An 18993-nucleotide genomic window follows, 5' to 3' on the forward strand; every position below is an offset into this window, starting at 1 on the left:
CATGGATGAAGTCACCGGCCAAGCCACAGGGTGACATGCGTCGGTCCACTTCCACCACGGGGGGCACGTCTTGGCCAGGTACTCGTCCCGGCACGGGCATCTCACACGGCGGCTGTTCCAGCTGTACGCCGGGCTGGCGCTGTACGGCGCGAGTTCGGCACTGCTGGTGCGGTCGGGGCTCGGTCTCGAACCGTGGAACGTGCTGCACCAGGGCCTGTCCGAGCGGACGAGCCTCTCCATGGGCGTGGTGCTGACGGTCCTGGGTGCGGCGATCCTGCTGCTGTGGATCCCGCTGCGCCAGCGGCCGGGCCTGGGCACGGTCTCCAACGTGCTGGTGATCGGCGCGGCGATGGACGCGACGCTGGCCGTGACGCCCGACGCGCACACCCTGTCCGTCCGCGTTCCGCTGATGGCGGCCGGCATCGTGCTGAACGGCGCGGCGACCGGACTGTACATCGCGGCGCGCTTCGGCGCGGGCCCGCGCGACGGCCTGATGACGGGACTGCACCGGCGTACGGGCGTGTCGATCCGCCTGGTCCGCACGGCCATCGAGATCACGGTGGTGGCGACCGGTTTCGTCCTCGGCGGCACGGTGGGCGTCGGCACGCTGCTGTACGCGGTGACGATCGGTCCGCTCGCCCAGGTGTTCCTGCGCGCGTTCGCCGTCCCCTCGGCATCCGACGGCAGCGCGGTCGTTGCCACCGGTCAACCGCGGCGGGCCATACTGCGTCCGTGACCCCGCGGATACGCCATCCCTACCTCGACCATCCCGGCCCGATCGCCTTCGCCCACCGGGGCGGGGCGGCGGACGGCCTGGAGAACACCGTCCGGCAGTTCCGGTGCGCCGTCGAGGCGGGCTACCGCTACATCGAGACGGACGTCCACGCCACGCGCGACGGCCGGCTGGTCGCCTTCCACGACGCGACCCTGGACCGGGTGACGGACGGCGCGGGCCGGATCGCCGACCTGCCGTGGCGCGACGTGGCGCGGGCGCGCGTGGCGGGCCGGGAACCCGTCCCCCTGTTCGAGGAGCTCCTGGAGACCTTTCCCGAGGTGCGCTGGAACGTCGACGTGAAGGCCGAGGCGGCCCTGCTGCCCTTCCTGGACCTCCTCGAGCGCACCGGCTCCTGGGACCGGGTCTGCCTCGGCTCGTTCTCCGAGGCCCGCGCGGTGCGCGCACAGCGGCTGGCCGGCCCCCGGCTGGCCACCTCGTACGGCACCCGGGGCGTGCTGAACCTGCGGCTGCGGTCGTGGGGACTGCCGGCCTCGGTGCGCCGGTCGGCCGTCGCCGCCCAGGTCCCCGAGGAGCAGTCGGGCATCCAGGTGGTGGACCAGCGCTTCGTGCGCACCGCCCACGCGCGCGGGCTGCAGGTACACGTGTGGACGGTCAACGAGGCCGAGCGGATGCACCGGCTCCTGGACCTCGGGGTGGATGGCATCATGACCGATCACATCGACACACTGCGCGAGGTCATGGAGGACCGCGGCATCTGGGTCTGACGCCCCGTGCCCGGGTGCCTCCGTGCGCTCGCGGGGAAGCGAGGGCACGGGTGGACACCGACACCGTGCGGTCACCGGCCGGGGACGAGGCCGCCGAACGGCGGCGCGAGCAGCGCGGCTGGTACGTCTACGACTGGGCGTGCTCCGTGTACTCCACGAGCGTGCTCACCGTGTTCATCGGGCCCTATCTGACGTCGGTCGCCAAGGCGGCGGCGGACGCGGACGGGTTCGTCCACCCGCTGGGCATACCGGTGCGCGCGGGTTCCTTCTTCGCCTACTCGGTGTCCCTCTCCGTGATCCTCGCGGTGCTGGTGATGCCGCTGGTGGGCGCCGCCGCCGACCGCACCGGCCGCAAGAAGCCGCTGCTCGCGGCCGCCGCCTACACCGGGGCCGCGGCGACGGCGGGCATGTTCTTCCTGAGCGGCGAGCGCTATCTGCTGGGCGGGGCGCTGCTGGTCGTGGCCAACGCGGCGCAGTCCGTGGCGATGATGCTCTACAACTCGTACCTGCCGCAGATCGCCCCGCCCGAGGAGCGCGACGCGGTCTCCTCGCGCGGATGGGCCTTCGGGTACGCGGCCGGGGCCCTGGTCCTGGTCGCGAACCTCGTCCTCTACACCGGCCACGACGGCTTCGGCATCTCCGAGGGCATGGCGGTGCGCATCTGTCTGGCGTCGGCCGGCCTGTGGTGGGGTGCCTTCGCGCTGGTGCCGCTGCGCCGGCTGCGCGACCGCCGCGCCCCGGCGCGGGAGGCCGCCCCGCCGGGCTTCCGGCAGCTCGCGGCGACCGTCCGGGACATGCGCAGGCATCCGCTGACGCTCGCCTTCCTGCTGGCCTACCTGGTGTACAACGACGGCATCCAGACGGTGATCTCCCAGGCCTCGGTCTACGGCTCGGAGGAACTGGGGCTGGAGCAGTCGACGCTCATCGTCGCCGTGCTGCTGGTGCAGGTCCTGGCGGTGGCGGGCGCGCTGGCCCTGGGCCGGCTGGCCCGGCGGTACGGGGCCAAGCGCGCCATCCTCGGTTCCCTCGTGGCCTGGACCGTGACCCTGGCCGCCGGATACTTCCTGCCCGCCGGGGCACCGGTGTGGTTCTTCGTGCTGGCCGGCGGGATCGGCCTGGTCCTCGGCGGCAGCCAGGCCCTGTCCCGCTCGCTCTTCTCCCATCTCGTCCCGCCCGGCAAGGAGGCCGAGTACTTCTCGGCGTACGAGCTGAGCGACCGCGGGATGAGCTGGCTCGGACCGCTGCTGTTCGGCCTCACCTATCAGGTGACGGGCAGCTACCGGGACGCGATCATCTCTTTGGTGGGCTTCTTCGTCCTGGGATTCGCCCTGCTCGCGCGGGTGCCGGTACGGCGGGCCGTCGCCGCCGCGGGCAACCCGGTTCCCGAAAGGATTTAGCGCTCGGCGCGAAAGGGCTGTAGTGTACGCGTTTGGCCTGCCAGGCGTACCGTTACTGCGCGTCAAAGATGCCGAAACGCTGTGTGACATCTGCTGGTAGATGTGACAAACCAGGCGACGGTGGGTACTGCACTGGTTGACAAGGCTACGGCTACGACGGCGTGCATGACCCGGAACGGGACTCGGAACGGGAATCTTTACCGCCGACCGGACGTTGACCGGATGACGACGACAGCGACACCTGTCCTGTGGGCGACAAGCCCGGGAGGCACGATTCATGAGTGAGCGAGCTCTTCGCGGCACGCGCCTCGTGGTGACCAGCTACGAGACGGACCGCGGCATCGACCTGGCCCCCCGCCAGGCCGTGGAGTACGCATGCGAGAAGGGGCACCGCTTCGAGATGCCCTTCTCGGTCGAGGCGGAGATCCCGCCGGAGTGGGAGTGCAAGGTCTGCGGTGCCCAGGCACTCCTGGTGGACGGTGACGGCCCCGAGGAGAAGAAGGCCAAGCCCGCGCGTACGCACTGGGACATGCTGATGGAGCGGCGTACCCGAGAGGAACTCGAAGAGGTCCTCGAGGAGCGTCTCGCCGTTCTGCGCTCCGGTGCGATGAACATCGCGATTCACCCCCGGGACAGCCGAAAGTCGGCTTGATCCCGGCGGGGAATCCGGGCAGAGAGCCACAACACGCACAGTGGTACAGGACCGCGGGCGCCGTACATCCGAGTACGGCGCCCGCGGTCCTGTCCGCGTTCCCCGGCGCTCTCGCGTGTTCCTCCGCGCCGTCGCGTTCCTCCGCGGCGTGGCGTTCGCCCGTCCGGTCCCGGCCGCTTCACCGGGTCAGCGGCGGGCGGGGACCCGGCGAGGCGTCCCCCGGAACGCTCCCGGACCCGTCCCGTACGACCTCGCCCGGGACGACCTTGCCGTCGGGCCGGTGGATACGGGCCTGCTGGAAGACGTCCCCGAAGGAGCCCTGCGCGGCCTGGCGGAGCTTGCGCTCGAAGGTCCGCTCGGCATAACGGCCCACGGCCCTTTGCAGCGGCGGCACCAGCAGCGCCAGCCCGAGCACGTCCGAGACGAGACCCGGGACGATCAGCATCAGTCCGCCCAGCATCATCAGGCCGTTGCCCTCGCTGTTCGGCCCGGGTGCCGGAGCCGATCCGCCCTGCTGCTGTTGCAGGGTCTCGGTGAGGCTCCGGAAGGCCCGTCGGCCGGCCCGCTTGACGACGACCGTGCCGAGGACCGCGCCGGCCACCAGGATCAGGAAGACCACCGGTCCGTTCGACACCCCGGCGACCATCGCGAGGAGTGAGATCTCCAGCAGGAGCCACCCGGCGAGACCCAGCGGCAGGAAGGTGCGCAGCCGGGAGCGCCGGGGCCGGGCGGGGGAAGGGGGCTGAGCGCCAGTCGTCATGCTCCCAGTGTGCCTGGGCCCGGCTCAGCGCGGGATAAGGGTGCCCCGGCGGCTACGCCTCGGTCCGTTTGTCGTCGCCGCGCCCCAGGACCTTGCCGACCCGCTCCCCCACGCCCCACGCGGTGACCCGCCACAGCGCCTCGACGAGGATGTCGCGGCTCATCTTGGAGTCGCCGAGTTCACGCTCGACGAAGGTGATGGGCACCTCGACGACGTGGTATCCGGCCTTCACCGCGCGGCGGGCCAGGTCGACCTGGAAGCAGTAGCCCTGGGAGGCCACGTCCTCGAGGCCGAGGCCCTCCAGGGTCTCGCGGCGGAAGGCGCGGAAGCCGCCGGTGATGTCGCGCAGCGGCAGATCGAGCGCCACGCGCGAGTAGAGGCTGCCGCCGCGTGAGATGACCTCACGGGACTTCGGCCAGTTCACCACCCGGCCGCCCGGCACCCAGCGCGAACCGAGCACCAGATCGGCGCCCTTGAGGGCGGTGAGCAGACGGGGCAGTTCCTCGGGCTGGTGGGAGCCGTCGGCGTCCATCTCGATCAGTACGCCGTAGCCGTGCTCCATGCCCCAGCGGAAGCCCGCGAGATAGGCCGCGCCCAGGCCCTCCTTGCCCTTGCGGTGCAGCACCTGGACGTGGTCGTCCTCGGCGGCCAGTTCGTCGGCGAGCTTGCCGGTGCCGTCGGGGCTGTTGTCGTCGGCCACGAGAACGTGCGCCTCGGGAACGGCCTCGCGCACCCGGCCGACGACCGCCTTGATGTTCTCCGCCTCGTTGTAGGTCGGGATGATCACCAGAGCCGTGCCGAGCGGGCCGAAGTTCCTTCCCTGGGATCCTGCCGCGAGGGTCCCGTCGCCGTCGTTCACTGCTGCCCCTTCATGTCCTGTGCGCAGGGTCCCACCATAATGGTCGGGGCCTGCGATGACGTGACATGACGTTCGTATGGTGGTGTCGTTCCCCGAGGATCGGGTAGGTATACCCTCTTTCGGCACGTGGCGGGAAACGGGCCGCGGCGGATGGGGGCCCGGCGCCCTTCGGGCCGGCCCGGGATCCGCCGGCTGCGGATCGGCCTGGGCCGTTGTCTACTGAGCGCCCGGGCCCCACCCGGGGTCGCACCTCCCCGGCCGGCTGGAACCTCCCCCGGTACCGCGCGGGCGCTGAGCCTGGCTCCCAGTGGCGGTGCCCCGGTGCGGCACACCGTCCTGACCCAGCGGCGCTGACACCAGTGGCCGGAAGATCGCCGGTCGGGCGTCCGGTGGTGGACCCGGCCGAACCTACCGGCCGTCGGCGGCCGCCTGTCAACAGTCGTTTGACCTGCGTAATGTGGTGCGAACGCCTGGTCGGCGGGGAGGACGCGCAGGTCGCGGGAGGGGGGCGCGGCACATGATCGTCGCCGCGCCGCCCTGCTGGATCACTCGCCCGGCCCTACGAAGACCGTGCGCCCCCCGACCACGGTGCGCAGGCAGACGGGCAGATCACGGCCCGGTATGAGGTCGGGCAGGCCGGGGGTGCCGGAGCGGGGGTCGGTGGACCAGCGCGCCACCCGGTCGTCGGGGGCCTGGACGACGAGTTCGCCGGTGCGCCAGACGGCGTAGTCGGCCGGTGCGCCGGGCACCAGGACACCGGCGTCGTCGCGTCCGACCGCCCGCCAGCCGCCGCGCGTGTGCGCGGTGAACGCGGCACGCACGGAGACGCGGTGCTCCGGGGTGCGGTGGAAGGCGGCGGCCCGGACCGTGCCCCAGGGGTCGAGGGGGGTGACCGGGCTGTCGGAGCCGAAGGCGAGCGGGACCCCGGCACGCAGCAGCGCGGCGAACGGGTTCAGGGAGCGGGCGCGCTCCGCGCCCAGGCGACGGGCGTACATGCCCTCCTCACCGCCCCACAGGGCGTCGAAGGCCGGCTGGACGGAGGCCGTCAGGCCGAGTTCGGCGAAGGCGGCCACGGTCTCGGGGGTGAGCATCTCGGCGTGTTCGACGCGGTGCCGCGCGGCGCGGACGCGGGCGAGGCCGAGGGTGTCGGCGGCGGCCCGCACCCCGTCGACGACGGTGCTCACGGCGGCGTCGCCGATGGCGTGGAAGCCCGCCTGGAGACCGGCCTCGGTGCAGGCGACGACATGGGCGGCCACGGCGGCCGCGTCCAGGTGGGCGGTGCCGGTGTGCTCCGCGTCGGCGTACGGCTCGTGCAGACAGGCGGTGTGCGAGCCGAGGGCGCCGTCGGCGAACAGGTCCCCCGCGGCGCCGGCCGCGCCCAGTTCCCGTGCCTTGGCGACGTCCTGTTCGGCCCAGTAGCCGACGACGCGCGGGCCGGCCCCCTCGCCCGCGAGCCGCAGCAGACCGGTGAAGTCGTCCTCGGAGGAGATCTCCGGGCCACCGCACTCGTGGACCGTGCCGATGCCGAGGGAGGCGGCGTGGGCGAGGGCGGCGCGCTGGGCCTCGGCGCGCTGGGCGGGCGTCACGGCGGCCAGGGCGGCGGCGCGCACGGTGTGGTGGGCGTCCCCGGTGAGCGGGCCGTCCCCGCGGTCGCCCCGGTCCCCGACGAGGTCGAGCAGCGCGGTGGTGACGACCGCGGAATGGACGTCGATCCGGCTGAGGTAGAGGGGACGGCCGCCGGTCGCCCCGTCGAGTTCGGCCCGGGTCGGGGGACGGCCGCCGGGCCAGCGGGAGGCGTCCCAGCCGTGCCCGAGCAGGACCCGGTCGCCGGGGCGCTCGGCGGCGAACTCCCGGACGCGGGCCAGCGCGGCCTCGAGCGACGGGGCACCGGACAGGTCGAGGCCGGTGAGAGCGAGGCCCGTGGCCGTGGTGTGCACGTGCGCGTCCGTGAAGGCCGGGGTGACCAGCGCCCCGTCGAGGTCGATCACCTCGTCGGCACCGTCCGCGAAGGCGTCGGCCGCGCCCTCCGAGCCGACCCAGGCGACCTGGCCGCGTTCGACCACCATCGCGGTCGCGAAGGGGTCGGCGGGGCTGTGGACCTCCCCGCGGCGAAGCAGGACGGTGTGCGGCGGGACGGTGCGTTCACTCATGCGTCACAGTCTCGCGCGCCGTCCGGCCCGCCCCGCACCCAGGTCCGCCTCCGGCGGGGCCCCCGCGTCAGATGCGCGGCGGACGGGACTCGTACGGCGTGGACAGGACCACCGTCGTGCGGGTCGAGACGCCGGCCAGGGAGCGCACCCGGGCGAGCAGTTCCTCCAGTTCGTGCGGTGTGGACACGCGCACCTTGAGGATGTAGTTCTCGTCGCCCGCGACGCTGTGGCAGGCCTCGATCTCGGGGACGTCGGCGAGGCGGTCCGCGATGTCGTCGGGGGCGCTGGGGTCGAACGGTTTGACCGAGATGAAGGCGGTCATGGGCAGGCCGACGGCCTCCGGGTCGACGACCGCCGCATAGCCGCGGATGACGCCGCGCTGCTCCAGCCGGCGCACCCGCTGGTGCACGGCCGACGTGGACAGGCCCGTGGCCTTGCCCAGGTCTGTGTAGCTCATCCGCCCGTCCTTGACGAGCAGCTGCACGATCTGTCGGTCCAGCTCCTCCATGACGCAAGAACCTACAGTGCGCCTGATCTCCTCGGACACCACGGCCGCCCAGGTCGTTCCCGGTTCGTGGAGTGCCGGTCCACCGTGCGCGGCCCGCGGGCGGAGCCGTCGCACCGGGCCCCTGCGAGCGGCATGTGACGAACACCACACCCTTCGGACGCTCTCCGTGATGTTCTCGTGATTACCCCCGACGGGGGGCGGGAAGTGCTTGCTGTGGTCGAGGCCGCAGCGCCTTCACGGCCCAGCCCGAGGGGGAGAACCCGATGCAGAGTCTTAAGCGCCCTGGTCGTACCACGTCCAAGCGGCAGCAGCCCGTCGTCGAGCCCGTACCGGACTACGTCGAACCCGACGCCCCGGACGACGAACTCGACGCGTACGACACCTTCGAGATGTACCGGGTCGTGTGCCCGGACTGCGCGCAGCCCATCGCCCTGCTGGCGGACGAGGACGTCCTGCCCGAGCACGCGCTGTGCGCCTCGCCGTGGAACCCGTTCGGACTCACGGTCTGCGCCGGCACCGGCCGCCGGGCCGCCGAGGCACGGCCGGCGGACGAGTCCTTCACGCCCCAGGAGCAGGACACCGCCCTGCTGTTGACGCTCCCCCAGGGACTCGACTGGCGTACCCAGCCCTTCTCTCACGTCGGCGGTCCGGGCTCGCGTCCGATCCGGGTCCCGGCGATGCGGCGGCACGCCGCCTGAGCGGCCGGGGCGGGCCGGTGACGGGGGCGTCCTCGTGCGCCGCCTCCGCCGGCGGCCGCCTCGCTCCGCCCTACGGGGCGGCCGCGAACGCACGTCCTGTTCCCGTGGTCGGTGACCCGCCCGCCGGATCCCGCGTTGCCCAGGCATGACGACCCCCACGTACTCGACGACCGGGCGTCAACGCCGCGTCCTCGTGCCGCCGCCCGCGGACGTGGCCGTCCCCGCGCCGCCCGCGCTCCCCGATCCGCCCATCTACCGCGACCTGATGCGGACGTGGGCCGACCGGGGGCGCACCCTGCCCGGCCGCCACGACCCGGAGTGGACCCGGCTCGCGGCGCCGTGGCGAGGGCTCGGTCAGTTCAGCGTGCCTCCGGCCCCGCGAGGTGGCGGGCGATGACCATGCGCTGGATCTGATTGGTGCCCTCGACGATCTGCAGCACCTTGGCCTCGCGCATGAAGCGCTCGGCGGGGAAGTCCGCGGTGTAGCCGTAGCCGCCGAGGATCTGCACGGCGTCGGTGGTGACCCGCATCGCGGTGTCGGTGCAGTGCAGCTTGGCCATGGCTGCCTGCCGGGCGAACGGCCGCCCCGCGTCGCGCAGCCGGGCCGCCGCGAGGTACAGCGCGCGCCCCGCCTCGATCTGCGTGGCCATGTCGGCGAGCATGAAGCGCAGCCCCTGGAAGTCGGCGATCGGCCTGCCGAACTGCCGCCGCTCGACCGCGTAGGCGAGTGCTTCGTCGAGCGCCGCCTGGGCCAGGCCGATGGCGCAGGCGGCGATGCCGAGCCGGCCGCCGTCCAGGGCCGACAGGGCGATCGCGAAGCCCGTCCCCTCCTCGCCGATGCGCCGCGCGTCGGGGACCCGGACGCCGTCGAAATGGATCTGGGCGGTGGGCGAGCCCTTCATCCCCATCTTCTTCTCCGGCGGAGCGGCGCTCAGCCCCTCGGCGTCCCCGGGCACCAGGAACGCGGTGATGCCGCGCGGTCCCTCCTCGCCGGTGCGGGCCATCACGGTGTAGAAGTCGGCGATGCCGCCGTGGGTGATCCACGCCTTGGTGCCGGTGATCACCCAGTCCCCGCCGTCGCGTACCGCCCTGGTGCGCAGGGAGGCGGCGTCCGAGCCCGAGGCGGGCTCGGACAGGCAGTAGGCGCCGAGCAGGCCGCCGCCGAGCATCGCGGGCAGATGCTCGGCCCGCTGCTCCTTGGCGCCGTAGGCGGCCAGCGCGTACGAGGCCAGGGTGTGCACGCTGACGCCGAGGCCGACGGTGAGGCGGGCCATGGCCAGCTCTTCGAGGACCTGGAGGTAGACCTCGTAGGGCTGGTCGCCGCCGCCGTACTCGAAGTCGTAGGGCAGGCCCAGCAGGCCTGATTCGGAGAGGAGGGTGAACACCTCGCGCGGGAAGCGTCCCGCGTCCTCCTCCTCGACCGCCTTGGGGGCGATCTCGCGCTGCGCGATGTCGCGGACGAGCGAGATCAGGTCCCGGGCCTCGTCCGTGGGCAGTTGCCGGTCCACCGGCTGCGGGGCTCGCTCGGGCATGGCGACGCTCTCCTCCCTGTTCGGGCACATCGGCGTGCGCCTTGGGTGGGGGCGGCTCCGCCGGGGTCGTATCGATGCCTGGCCGAATGCTCGCACTCCCGGGTCTCGGAAGCTGCTGACCAGCGGCTGTGCGCTGTGAGTATGCCCGATCGGGGGCACCGAGTCACCAGTTAACGACCGCTTACCTCAAGAAACCCGCCGCCCCCGCCCGCCGCCGGACCGGTCCGCACCATTGACCAACTGGTCCAGTCCTCCTGATCTTTCGCTCCACCGGGGGACGCCGCCGGCCCGACCGCTCCGCACTCGGCGCCGACCTCGTACGACGGCATCCCGAAGGCGGACCTCCACTCCTCGGCGACCAACGCCGGGCTCAAGGGCCCCGGCATCCCGGCCGAGAAGCTGCTGCTCGGCATCGGCTTCTACGGCCGCGGCTGGACCGGCGTCACGCAGTCGGCGCCCGGCGGCACCGCGACCGGCCCCGCGGCGGGCACGTACGAGCAGGGCATCGACGACTGCAAGGTGCTCGAGGTCACGTGCCCGGCGACCGGCACGGTGGGCGGCACGGCCTACGCCAGGTGCGGCAACGACTGGTGGAGCTACGACACCCCGGCCACCATCGCGGCCAGGATGACCTACGAGGACGAGCAGGGCCTGGGCGGCACCTTCTTCTGGGAACTGAGCGGCGACACCGCCGACGGCGAGCTGATCAAGGCGATCCGCTGACCCTTCCGGGCACGCGGGGGGGGGCGGGGTTCCACGGGGGGACCTCCGCCCCCCGTCGCCGTCCCGGTCCGGGCCGGCGGCCGCCCGCGGGCGGCGGAACGCTGCCCCGGAGTGCGGCGGGCCGACCGGAGGGCCGGTTCACCACGGCCCGGGGGCCCCGGTCAGAACAGTCCCAGCTGGGTCACGAACATCGCCACGACCACGACGAGGGTCCATCCCATGACGTGCTCGAAGATCTTCGGGCCGTCCTCCTGGGGGCCGCCGGTTCGGACACGGGTGACGGTGGCTGCGTTCGCGCTCATGGCTTCTCGCTGGTCTCGGCGGTGCGGTGGACTCCACCGCGGTTCCGTCCACCTTGCCACCGTCGGCGGCTCGTGCGACCGAGACGTTGGTCACACGCGAAAGCGGGCCCCGGTCGGCCGGGGCCCGCCGTCCAGGCGGCTCAGCGCACCCCCACCGCCGCGAGCGCCCTGCGCTGACGCGGGGTCGGACGCGCCGGGAAGTAGAGGTAGCAGACCCCTCCGGTGCCGGAGACCACCTTGCCGGAGGCGTTGTACCGCTTGGTACGGAGCCAGATGTTCTCCCATTCGCGCCGCTCGTAGACCCGGCGCACGGCCTCGTTGTCGTCCGAGGCGGGGTCGTTGGCGATCACGTCGCCGTCGGCGGTGAAGCCGATCACCGTCATCAGATGCCCGGCGGTGCCGTAACCGGCTCCGGTCAGCTCCTTCTCGAGGAAGGACTGGGACGTGATGGCCGGGATGCCGGCCGCGATCAGCGTCTCCAGGTCGGTGAGGGAGCCGAGGCGGGTGACCACGCCCTGCAGGCCCTGGAACGTCGCCGCGTAGGCGGCGTTGAAGGGCCAGTTGCCGCAGCCGGCGTACTGGTGGTCGTAGGTGTACCGGGCCGCGTGGCACACCTGCGGGTCGGCGTAGGAAGGATCGACCCAGGACAGCTGCTCCTCGGTGAGCCGGCCGCCCCAGTACTCGATGACCATCTGCGAGGAGGTCGGACTGCACCAGGCCTCGCCGCCGTTGTCGTACTCCGGGTACTGGCCCTTGTGGATCTCCTGCGAGTAGCGCGGGACGGCCAGTTCCCGGGCCAGGCGCGGCGTGGAGGCGGGCACGGTGAACCGGTCGGGGACGTCGGAGCCCATCGCACCGAGCCGCCACACGGTCGGGGTGAGGTCCGTGCCGGGGCGCCGGTAGAGGGTGAGCCGCAGCCGGTACGACACGACACGCAGGCCCGAGGCCGCGTCGTCGACGGCCAGGGTGTCCGTCCAGACACTGCTCCTGCCGTCGCCCTGGCCGTCCACCGAGGTGCGCCGGATGTCCTGGTCGCCGGCCGCCCAGCGGCCCATGACGTACCAGGGTGTGTCCGTGCCGTCGGAGTAGGTGGCCCTCAGCTCGACCTGGAGCCAGGTACCGGCGGGGGTGTGCGCGTTCCAGGAGGCGATCGCCTCCGTCGCCGGGACGCCGAGGCGGTGGACGGGCGAGGTCCAGGTCGCGTACTCCCAGGCGGCCGTGCGGCCGGTGTGCGGATCGGTGTAGTCGGTGCTGCCGGCGGCGCGCGCGATCACCAGGCCGGGGCGGGCGCCGGCGACGGCGCGCGTCCCGTCGGCCGTGCCGCCGCGCCAGTCGGCGTACGAGGTCCAGGCCCGGTTGTCGACGGCGCGGGCGGTGGCCCGGCCGGCGCCCGGGGTGGCCGTGGCGGCGCCGGTCGCGGTGCCGGCGGACGCCGGGCCCGCGCTCCCGGCGACGGCGGCGACGACCGCGGCGGCCAGGAGGGTTCTGCGGGAGGGCAGTTCGGCTCTGCTCATGGGTGGAGGACCCCCAGGTGTCGGAGTCGGGACAGGACCGGTGCACGCCCGGCCGGACGGCGTGCGTCCGCCGGACGGAGCGGGTGTGCGCCAACTATGGACGCAGCCGGGCGCTTCCTGCCAGCACCCGGGCCGTGCCGCGCCGACCGACATGGGACTCGACCAATGGCGGCACCCGCCGCCTAGAGTGCTTCCGTCAGCCCCTCCACTCCCCCGGAACCAGCCATTCACGATCTCGCCGCCCAGATCCGCCGGCTCGGCCCCTCCTGCGGCCCGGTCCGGCTCGTCGGCGTCGACGGGCACGCCGGCTCCGGGAAGTCGACGTTCGCCGGGCGGCTGGCGCGGGCGCTGGACGACGCCCCCGTGGTGCGGCTCGACGACATCGCCAGTCACGAGGAGCCGTTCTCCTGGACCGGACGGCTGCTGAACCAGGTGATCGAACCGCTCGGCCGCGGCGGGACGGCGCACTACTCGCCTTACGACTGGTCCACCCGCCGCTTCGGACCGCCCCGCCCGCTGCCGCCTGCCCCCGTGATCGTCGTCGAGGGCGTCGGGGCGGGACGGCGGGCGCTGCGCCCGTATCTGGCGCTGCTGCTGTGGATGGACCTGCCCCGGGAGGAGTCCTGGTCGCGGGGCCGGGCGCGGGACGGGGACGAGCAGCGGGAGTTCTGGGACGGATGGGTCCGCGCGGAGCGCGCGCACTTCGCCGGTGACCCCTCGCGCCCCTTCGCCGACCTTCTGGTGCGGCAGTGCAGCGCGGGGTACGAGGTGGTCACCGGGCCTGCCGGGGCGGGTGGGACACCTCCTTCGCTCACACTGGGTGACGAGCCATCCGCAAGGTGGTGATCCTGTGAAGAGCGGTCTCGGACAAGTTGCCGGAGTCCTCCAACTCGGCTTGACCGGGGGCCCGTACAGGTCTTACGTTCTCAATGTGCGGCTCTTCGGAGTCGCCCGCAGACGCGAAGCCCCCGGTTGTTCCCCCGTGATCGGGGGCTTCGTTCTGCCCTCCTCACGTTTTCCGGCCGCTCTGCGGCACACGGCGATCACCCTGGGTCACCGCCCGTGGTCCGCCCTCTCCCGTTCCCGTCCCGCCCTTCGGCCTGTGCGGCACCCTACGGACGTGACGCCGCCGCAGGTACGATGCCTTCGGTGCGGCCTGCGGACACGGCTCGCGCACCTTGCAACTCCGGTCCGCGGCACGGCGGTTCGACCAAAGGGAGCCGACGGGCGGGACCGGCCGGCACACCGACGGGGGCACGGTTCGTGGGGGACGTGATGGACTTCGGCACGCAGGGCCCGCAGGCCCCGGCCGACCTCGCCTGGCTGCGGGGTGTGGACGCCTACACGATGGGTGCCTATCCGCAGGCCGAGGAGGAGTTCCGCTCCGCGGTGCGGATCGACCCGGGGATGGCCGACGGCTGGCTCGGGCTGCACGCGCTGCGGGTCGACACGACGACCGCGCTGCTCAGGATGTTCCGGCACCGGGAACGCTTCGGCGAGCAGCGCACCCGGCACCGCCGGACCCTCAATTCCTGGTACTGGCTGGGCTGGTGGGTGCAGCCGGTGCTGGAGAGCCCCCGCGATCTGCTGCTGGCGCACGCCTCCCACTGGCTGGACAGCCGCCATGTCCCCGAGCTGGACCAGGCGCTCGCCGGGCTGCCCCCGGTGGACACCGATCCTCAGGTCCGCTTCCTGCACGCCTGCCGTGCCTACCTGGTGAAGGACTGGGAGCAGCTGGTCCGGCACACCGACTCCCTGGTCGACGATCCGATGCTGGGCATCGAGGCGGGCCTGTTCGGCGGCATGGCCCGAGTGCGGCTGGAGATGTACGGACAGGCCGAGCCCCTGCTGTCGGCCGCGCTGATGCGGTGCCGCAGCGAACAGCCGCAGCGCAAGGAGCTGCGCTACTGGCTGGCGCGCGCCCACGAGGGAACCGGCCGCAGTGCCGCCGCGCTCCCCCTGTACCGGGCCGTGCACCGGGTCGATCCGGCCTTCATGGACACCTCCGCGCGGCTCGCCGCGATCGCCGAGGGCGACGGGTACGACGACTCCACCGATCTCGCCGCGATCGCCCTCACCGGTGTCGGACAGGACATGATGGACGGCCCCGACACGCTCGACCCGCTCTTCGGCACCGAGGGCCGCGACCTGAGGCTGCCCGGGTCCGAGCCGCCGCCGTCGTCCCTCCCCCCGGCCGGTGCTCCGTCCGTGCGCGAGCGGGCGGGAGCCGCGGCGTCGCCGCTGCCCACCGGGCCCACCGATCCCGCGTTACTGGAGGAGGCGCTCGCCGAACTGGAGCGCATGGTCGGCTTGGAGCCGGTGAAGCGCCAGGTCAAGGCGTTGTCGGCACAGCTGAACATGGCCCGGCTGCGCTCCGGCCAGGGGCTCCCGGTGCAGCCGCCGAAACGCCACTTCGTCTTCTCCGGCCCCTCCGGCACCGGCAAGACCACCGTGGCCCGCATCCTCGGCCGGGTCTTCTACGCCCTCGGACTGCTCGGCGGCGACCACCTGGTGGAGGCCCAGCGGGCGGATCTGGTCGGCGAGTACCTCGGGCAGACCGCCGTGAAGGCCAACGAGCTGATCGACTCCGCGCTCGGCGGGGTCCTGTTCGTGGACGAGGCCTACTCGCTCTCCAACTCCGGTTACGGCAAGGGCGACGCGTACGGCGACGAGGCGCTCCAGGTGCTGCTGAAGCGGGCCGAGGACAACCGTGACCATCTGGTGGTGATCCTGGCCGGCTACCCGGAGGGCATGGACCGGCTGCTGGCCGCGAATCCCGGGCTGTCCTCCCGGTTCACCTCACGCGTGGACTTTCCCTCGTACCGGCCGCTGGAGCTGACCGCGATCGGTGAGGTGCTGGCCGCCGAGAACGGGGACGTGTGGGACGAGGAGGCCCTGGACGAGCTGCGGTCGATCGCCGGACACGTGGTGGACCAGGGGTGGATCGACGAGCTGGGCAACGGGCGGTTCCTGCGGACACTGTACGAGAAGAGCTGCGCGTACCGGGATCTGCGGCTGTCGGTGTACAGCGGGGCGCTGACGCGGGACGACCTGGCCACGTTGCGGTTGCCGGACCTGATGCAGGCCTACGGTGAGGTGCTCTCGGGGCGGGGGCCGCAGGATCCGTCGCCGATGTGAGGCACCGGCGCCCGGGCCGGTGCCTCCCCCGTCGCCCGCCCGTGCCGCCCCGGGGCACCTCCCAGGCCGTGGGTACCGGGCGGAGGCACGTGGGCCCGCGGCTACGCAGGCACCTCCTCCGGTGTTCCGCCGGCCCTCTGGGTCGTCACCGTCACCTGCCGGTGGGCCGGGTCGCGGACCTCGCCGACCAGGAGTTCCAGTACGTCCTCCAGGGCGACCAGGCCGAGGACCCTGCCGGACGCGTCGGCCACCTGGGCGAGGTGCGTCGCGGCGCGGCGCATCACCGTGAGGGCGTCGTCCAGCGGGAGTTCGGGCCGCAGGGTCGTCATCGGGCGCCAGAGGTGCTGCGGGACGGCGCGGTCGGAGTCCTCCAGGTCCAGTACGTCCTTCACATGCAGGTAGCCCATGAAGGCTCCGCCGCCGGCGGCCACCGGGAAGCGGGAGTACCCGGTGCGGGCGGTGAGCCCCACGATCTCCCCCGGGGTGACCGCGGGCGTGACCGTCACCAGCGACCCGCGGTCCAGCAGGACGTCCGTCACCGGGCGGGAGCCCAGCTCCAGGGCGTCCTCCAGGCGCTCGGCCTCCTCCGGGTCGAGGAGACCTGCCTGGCCCGCGTCCTCCACCAGCCGGTTCAGCTGCTCGCTGGTGAAGACGGCCTCGATCTCGTCCTTCGGCTCGACCCGGAAGAGCCTGAGGACGGCCCGGGCGCAGGCGCCGAGGGCGATCGTGACCGGCTTGCACAGCCGGGCGAACCAGACCAGGCCCGGGCTCAGCCACAGTGCGGCCTTCTCGGGCGCCGCCATCGCCAGGTTCTTCGGGACCATCTCGCCGATGACGAGGTGGAAGAAGACCACCGCGGCGAGCGCGATGACGTAGCCGAGCGGGTGGATCACGCCGTGCGGCAGGTGCATCCACTCGAAGACCGGCTCCAGCAGATGGGCGACCGTCGGTTCGGCGACCGCGCCGAGCGTCAGCGAGCAGACGGTGATGCCGAACTGGGCCGCCGCCATCATCTGCGGCAGATGCTCCAGGCCGTACAGGACCTGGCGGGCGCGGGTGCTGCCGAGCGGTTCGATCTGGCTGCGGCGGACCGACACGAGCGCGAACTCGGCGCCGACGAAGAAGCCGTTGGCGAGCACGAGCAGCGCCGCGAGGAGGAGTTGCAGCACGCTCACCGGGCCGCCTCCACGAGCGGCAGCGGGGCCGTCCTGACCAGGCGGATCCGTTCGGCGCGGTAGTGGCCGACACGGCGCACCGACAGCCGCCAGCCGGGCAGTTCCGCGCGGTCGCCGACGGCCGGGATGCGTCCGAGCAGATCGGCGACCAGGCCGGCCGCCGTCTCGTACGGGCCCTCGGGCACCTCCAGGCCGATGCCCCGCAGCACGTCGACGCGGACGCCGCCGTCGACGTCCCAGGCCGGCTTGCCGTCCTCGGGCGGGACCGCGGCGAGTTCGGGGACGTCCTGTCCGTCGTGCTCGTCGCGCACCTCGCCGACGAGCTCCTCGACGATGTCCTCCAGCGTGACGACCCCGGCCGTGCCGCCGTACTCGTCGACGACGACCGCGATGGGCTGCTCGCTGCGCAGCCGCGTGAGCAGCGGCCGCACGGGGAGGGTCTCGGGGACCAGCAGTGCCGGGCGGGCGATGCGGCCCACGGGGGTGCGCAGCCGGTCGGGAGCGGGCACCGCGAGGGCATCCTTGAGGTGCACCATGCCGACGATCTCGTCGATCCGCTCCCGGTAGACGGGGAAGCGGGACAGACCGGTGGCCCGGGTCAGGTTGACCACGTCCTCGGCGGTCGCCGAGGACTGCAGGGCGCTGACCTTCACGCGCGGGGTCATGACGTGCTGCGCGGTCAGCCCGCCCAGGGACAGCGTGCGGACGAAGAGGTCCGCCGTGTCCTGTTCCAGGGCGCCGGCCCGAGCGGAGTGCCGGGCCAGGGAGACGAGTTCGCCGGGGGTGCGGGCGGAGGCCAGCTCTTCGGCGGGCTCGAAGCCCAGGGCCCGCACCAGGCGGTTGGCCACGGCGTTCAGCCCGGCGATGACCGGGCGGAACAGGCCGGCGAACGCGTGCTGCGGGCCGGCGACGAAGCGCGCGACCTGCAGGGGGCGGGAGACCGCCCAGTTCTTGGGCACGAGTTCGCCGATCACCATCTGCACGGCGGAGGCCAGCAGCATGCCGACGACGACGGCGACCCCCGGGGCCGCGCCCCCGGGTATGCCGATGCCGGTGAACGGGCCGTGCAGCAGTGCGGCGAGCGCGGGCTCGGCCAGCATGCCGACGACGAGGGAGGTGATGGTGATGCCGAGCTGGGTGCCGGAGAGCTGGAAGGACAGTTCCCTCAGCGACTCGACGACCCGGCGGGCGCGTCGGTCGCCGCCCGCTGCGGCCTGTTCGGCGTCCGGACGCTCCACGGTGACCAGGCCGAACTCGGCGGCCACGAAGAATCCGTTGGCGAGAATCAGCAGGAAAGCGGCTGCGAGAAGCAGCACAGGGGTGGTCATGGTGCCGCCGCCTCCGCATGCGCGCGGACCGGGTGGAACCGGTCCGAGCTCTGTGGGCAGGGGGCGGCGCAGGTACTGCAGGACGATCCGTCCATCGCCGGAGAGGGTCACTCCTCGGATAGCAGGAACCCCTGTGCACCGGGCGGGGCGGCAGGGGCGACAGGCGCTGTCGTCGCGCCTGTCGCCCACCAGATTAATCAAGACATGGGCGACTGCGGCAGACGGACGTCCCCGACGGATCCCGGACGCGTCCCCCGGCCGGTCCCGGAAGACGGGTGCGGGATCAGTCCCGGGGTGTGCCGGGGCCGGCGGCGGACCGTGCCTCGGCGAGCGCCCGCAGGGCCCGTGCGTCGGCGATGGCCCGCTGCCTGGCGATGCCCGGCTGGATGCCGAGCGCGGGCATGCTGGTGCCGTCGCTGAGGTCGAGGAAGACCCAGGGATCACCGGGACGGAGGTTCACCCGAAGGATCTCCGCCCACTCCAGGCGGCGCCGGCTCACGATGTTGACGACGGTGACGCCGTCCTCGTCGGCGACGACCTTCGGCCGGGCCAGCAGGAACAGCACACCGGCCAGCAGCGCGGCGGTGAACACGAAGCTGAGCCGCTCCCCCGGGCCGAGCTGCTCCAGCAGCACGCCGATGAGGGTGACGACCACGAACAGCGCGACGCCGGTGGTGACCAGCACCGCGCGGGTGCGGCCCGGCCGGAAGGTGACGGGCAGCGCGGGCGGTTGCCCGGGGGTGACGTCCGACATGGT

General features: G+C 73.0%; 18 protein-coding genes and 1 pseudogene. 9 read left to right on the forward strand and 10 right to left on the reverse strand.

The features are described 5' to 3' along the window. The first annotated feature begins 70 nt into the window (after window positions 1-70). From ACF07S_RS17920 to ACF07S_RS17935, 4 genes are all read left to right on the forward strand, one after another. A complete protein-coding gene (locus ACF07S_RS17920) occupies window positions 71-736 on the forward strand; it encodes a YitT family protein (RefSeq protein ID WP_391974571.1) in 666 nt (221 codons plus the stop codon). Then, window positions 733-1500: a glycerophosphodiester phosphodiesterase gene (locus tag ACF07S_RS17925; RefSeq protein ID WP_391964376.1), complete on the forward strand. Its 768-nt coding sequence runs from the start codon at window positions 733-735 to the stop codon at window positions 1498-1500. The genes ACF07S_RS17920 and ACF07S_RS17925 overlap by 4 nt, the downstream gene beginning before the upstream one ends. Window positions 1501-1550: 50 nt before the next feature. Beyond that, entirely contained in the window at window positions 1551-2897 is a 1347-nt protein-coding gene (locus ACF07S_RS17930; RefSeq protein WP_391964377.1) for an MFS transporter, read from the forward strand. A gap of 277 nt (window positions 2898-3174) precedes the next feature. Then, window positions 3175-3549, forward strand: a complete 375-nt coding sequence (locus ACF07S_RS17935; RefSeq protein ID WP_010046329.1) for an RNA polymerase-binding protein RbpA — start codon at window positions 3175-3177, stop codon at window positions 3547-3549. Window positions 3550-3727: 178 nt separating this feature from the next. Here the strand turns inward: ACF07S_RS17935 and fxsA are convergent, their stop codons facing one another. The 4 genes from fxsA to ACF07S_RS17955 form a co-directional block, all read right to left on the reverse strand. Beyond that, entirely contained in the window at window positions 3728-4309 is a 582-nt protein-coding gene (fxsA, locus tag ACF07S_RS17940) for an FxsA family membrane protein (RefSeq protein ID WP_391974572.1), read from the reverse strand. 52 nt (window positions 4310-4361) lie between these two features. Then, window positions 4362-5168: a polyprenol monophosphomannose synthase gene (locus tag ACF07S_RS17945; protein WP_391964379.1), complete on the reverse strand. Its 807-nt coding sequence runs from the start codon at window positions 5166-5168 to the stop codon at window positions 4362-4364. A 545-nt stretch (window positions 5169-5713) separates the two neighbouring features. Then, window positions 5714-7318, reverse strand: a complete 1605-nt coding sequence (locus ACF07S_RS17950; RefSeq protein ID WP_391974573.1) for an amidohydrolase — start codon at window positions 7316-7318, stop codon at window positions 5714-5716. A gap of 67 nt (window positions 7319-7385) precedes the next feature. After that, a complete protein-coding gene (locus ACF07S_RS17955; RefSeq protein WP_391964381.1) occupies window positions 7386-7826 on the reverse strand; it encodes an Lrp/AsnC family transcriptional regulator in 441 nt (146 codons plus the stop codon). 263 nt (window positions 7827-8089) lie between these two features. Here ACF07S_RS17955 and ACF07S_RS17960 point away from each other — a divergent pair, with 263 nt between their 5' ends. Further along, window positions 8090-8524, forward strand: coding sequence for a hypothetical protein (locus ACF07S_RS17960; protein WP_391974574.1), 435 nt, complete (start codon window positions 8090-8092; stop codon window positions 8522-8524). Between the two features lie 145 nt (window positions 8525-8669). Then, window positions 8670-8921 carry a hypothetical protein gene (locus tag ACF07S_RS17965; protein ID WP_391964383.1) on the forward strand — a complete coding sequence of 84 codons (252 nt, stop codon included), beginning with the start codon at window positions 8670-8672 and terminating at the stop codon, window positions 8919-8921. Here the strand turns inward: ACF07S_RS17965 and ACF07S_RS17970 are convergent. Further along, a complete protein-coding gene (locus ACF07S_RS17970) occupies window positions 8884-10056 on the reverse strand; it encodes an acyl-CoA dehydrogenase family protein (protein ID WP_391964384.1) in 1173 nt (390 codons plus the stop codon). The genes ACF07S_RS17965 and ACF07S_RS17970 overlap by 38 nt on opposite strands. A 276-nt stretch (window positions 10057-10332) precedes the next feature. Here ACF07S_RS17970 and ACF07S_RS17975 point away from each other — a divergent pair. Continuing rightward, window positions 10333-10779 (forward strand): annotated as a pseudogene (locus tag ACF07S_RS17975) (glycosyl hydrolase family 18 protein); the annotation flags it as partial. Between the two features lie 161 nt (window positions 10780-10940). Here the strand turns inward: ACF07S_RS17975 and ACF07S_RS17980 are convergent. Together ACF07S_RS17980 and ACF07S_RS17985 are read right to left on the reverse strand one after the other, a co-directional pair. Continuing rightward, entirely contained in the window at window positions 10941-11081 is a 141-nt protein-coding gene (locus tag ACF07S_RS17980) for an SCO1431 family membrane protein (protein ID WP_391964385.1), read from the reverse strand. Between the two features lie 140 nt (window positions 11082-11221). After that, entirely contained in the window at window positions 11222-12595 is a 1374-nt protein-coding gene (locus ACF07S_RS17985) for a peptidase C39 family protein (protein WP_391964386.1), read from the reverse strand. 225 nt (window positions 12596-12820) lie between these two features. On the opposite strand from ACF07S_RS17985, the gene ACF07S_RS17990 reads away from it, so the two are divergent. Then, window positions 12821-13441, forward strand: a complete 621-nt coding sequence (locus tag ACF07S_RS17990; protein ID WP_391964681.1) for a uridine kinase — start codon at window positions 12821-12823, stop codon at window positions 13439-13441. 429 nt (window positions 13442-13870) lie between these two features. Continuing rightward, window positions 13871-15733, forward strand: coding sequence for an AAA family ATPase (locus ACF07S_RS17995; RefSeq protein WP_391974666.1), 1863 nt, complete (start codon window positions 13871-13873; stop codon window positions 15731-15733). 101 nt (window positions 15734-15834) lie between these two features. On the opposite strand, the gene ACF07S_RS18000 is transcribed toward ACF07S_RS17995, so the two are convergent. The 3 genes from ACF07S_RS18000 to ACF07S_RS18010 form a co-directional block, all read right to left on the reverse strand. Further along, window positions 15835-16908, reverse strand: a complete 1074-nt coding sequence (locus ACF07S_RS18000) for a hemolysin family protein (RefSeq protein WP_391964387.1) — start codon at window positions 16906-16908, stop codon at window positions 15835-15837. Continuing rightward, window positions 16905-18236 (reverse strand): hemolysin family protein, encoded by a 1332-nt coding sequence (locus tag ACF07S_RS18005; RefSeq protein ID WP_391964388.1) that lies wholly within the window; start codon window positions 18234-18236, stop codon window positions 16905-16907. The genes ACF07S_RS18000 and ACF07S_RS18005 overlap by 4 nt, the downstream gene beginning before the upstream one ends. A gap of 283 nt (window positions 18237-18519) precedes the next feature. Further along, window positions 18520-18990, reverse strand: coding sequence for a PH domain-containing protein (locus ACF07S_RS18010; RefSeq protein ID WP_391964389.1), 471 nt, complete (start codon window positions 18988-18990; stop codon window positions 18520-18522). Window positions 18991-18993: the final 3 nt, after the last annotated feature.

Source organism: Streptomyces sp. NPDC016640 (genome assembly GCF_043076215.1).
Taxonomy (GTDB): domain Bacteria; phylum Actinomycetota; class Actinomycetes; order Streptomycetales; family Streptomycetaceae; genus Streptomyces.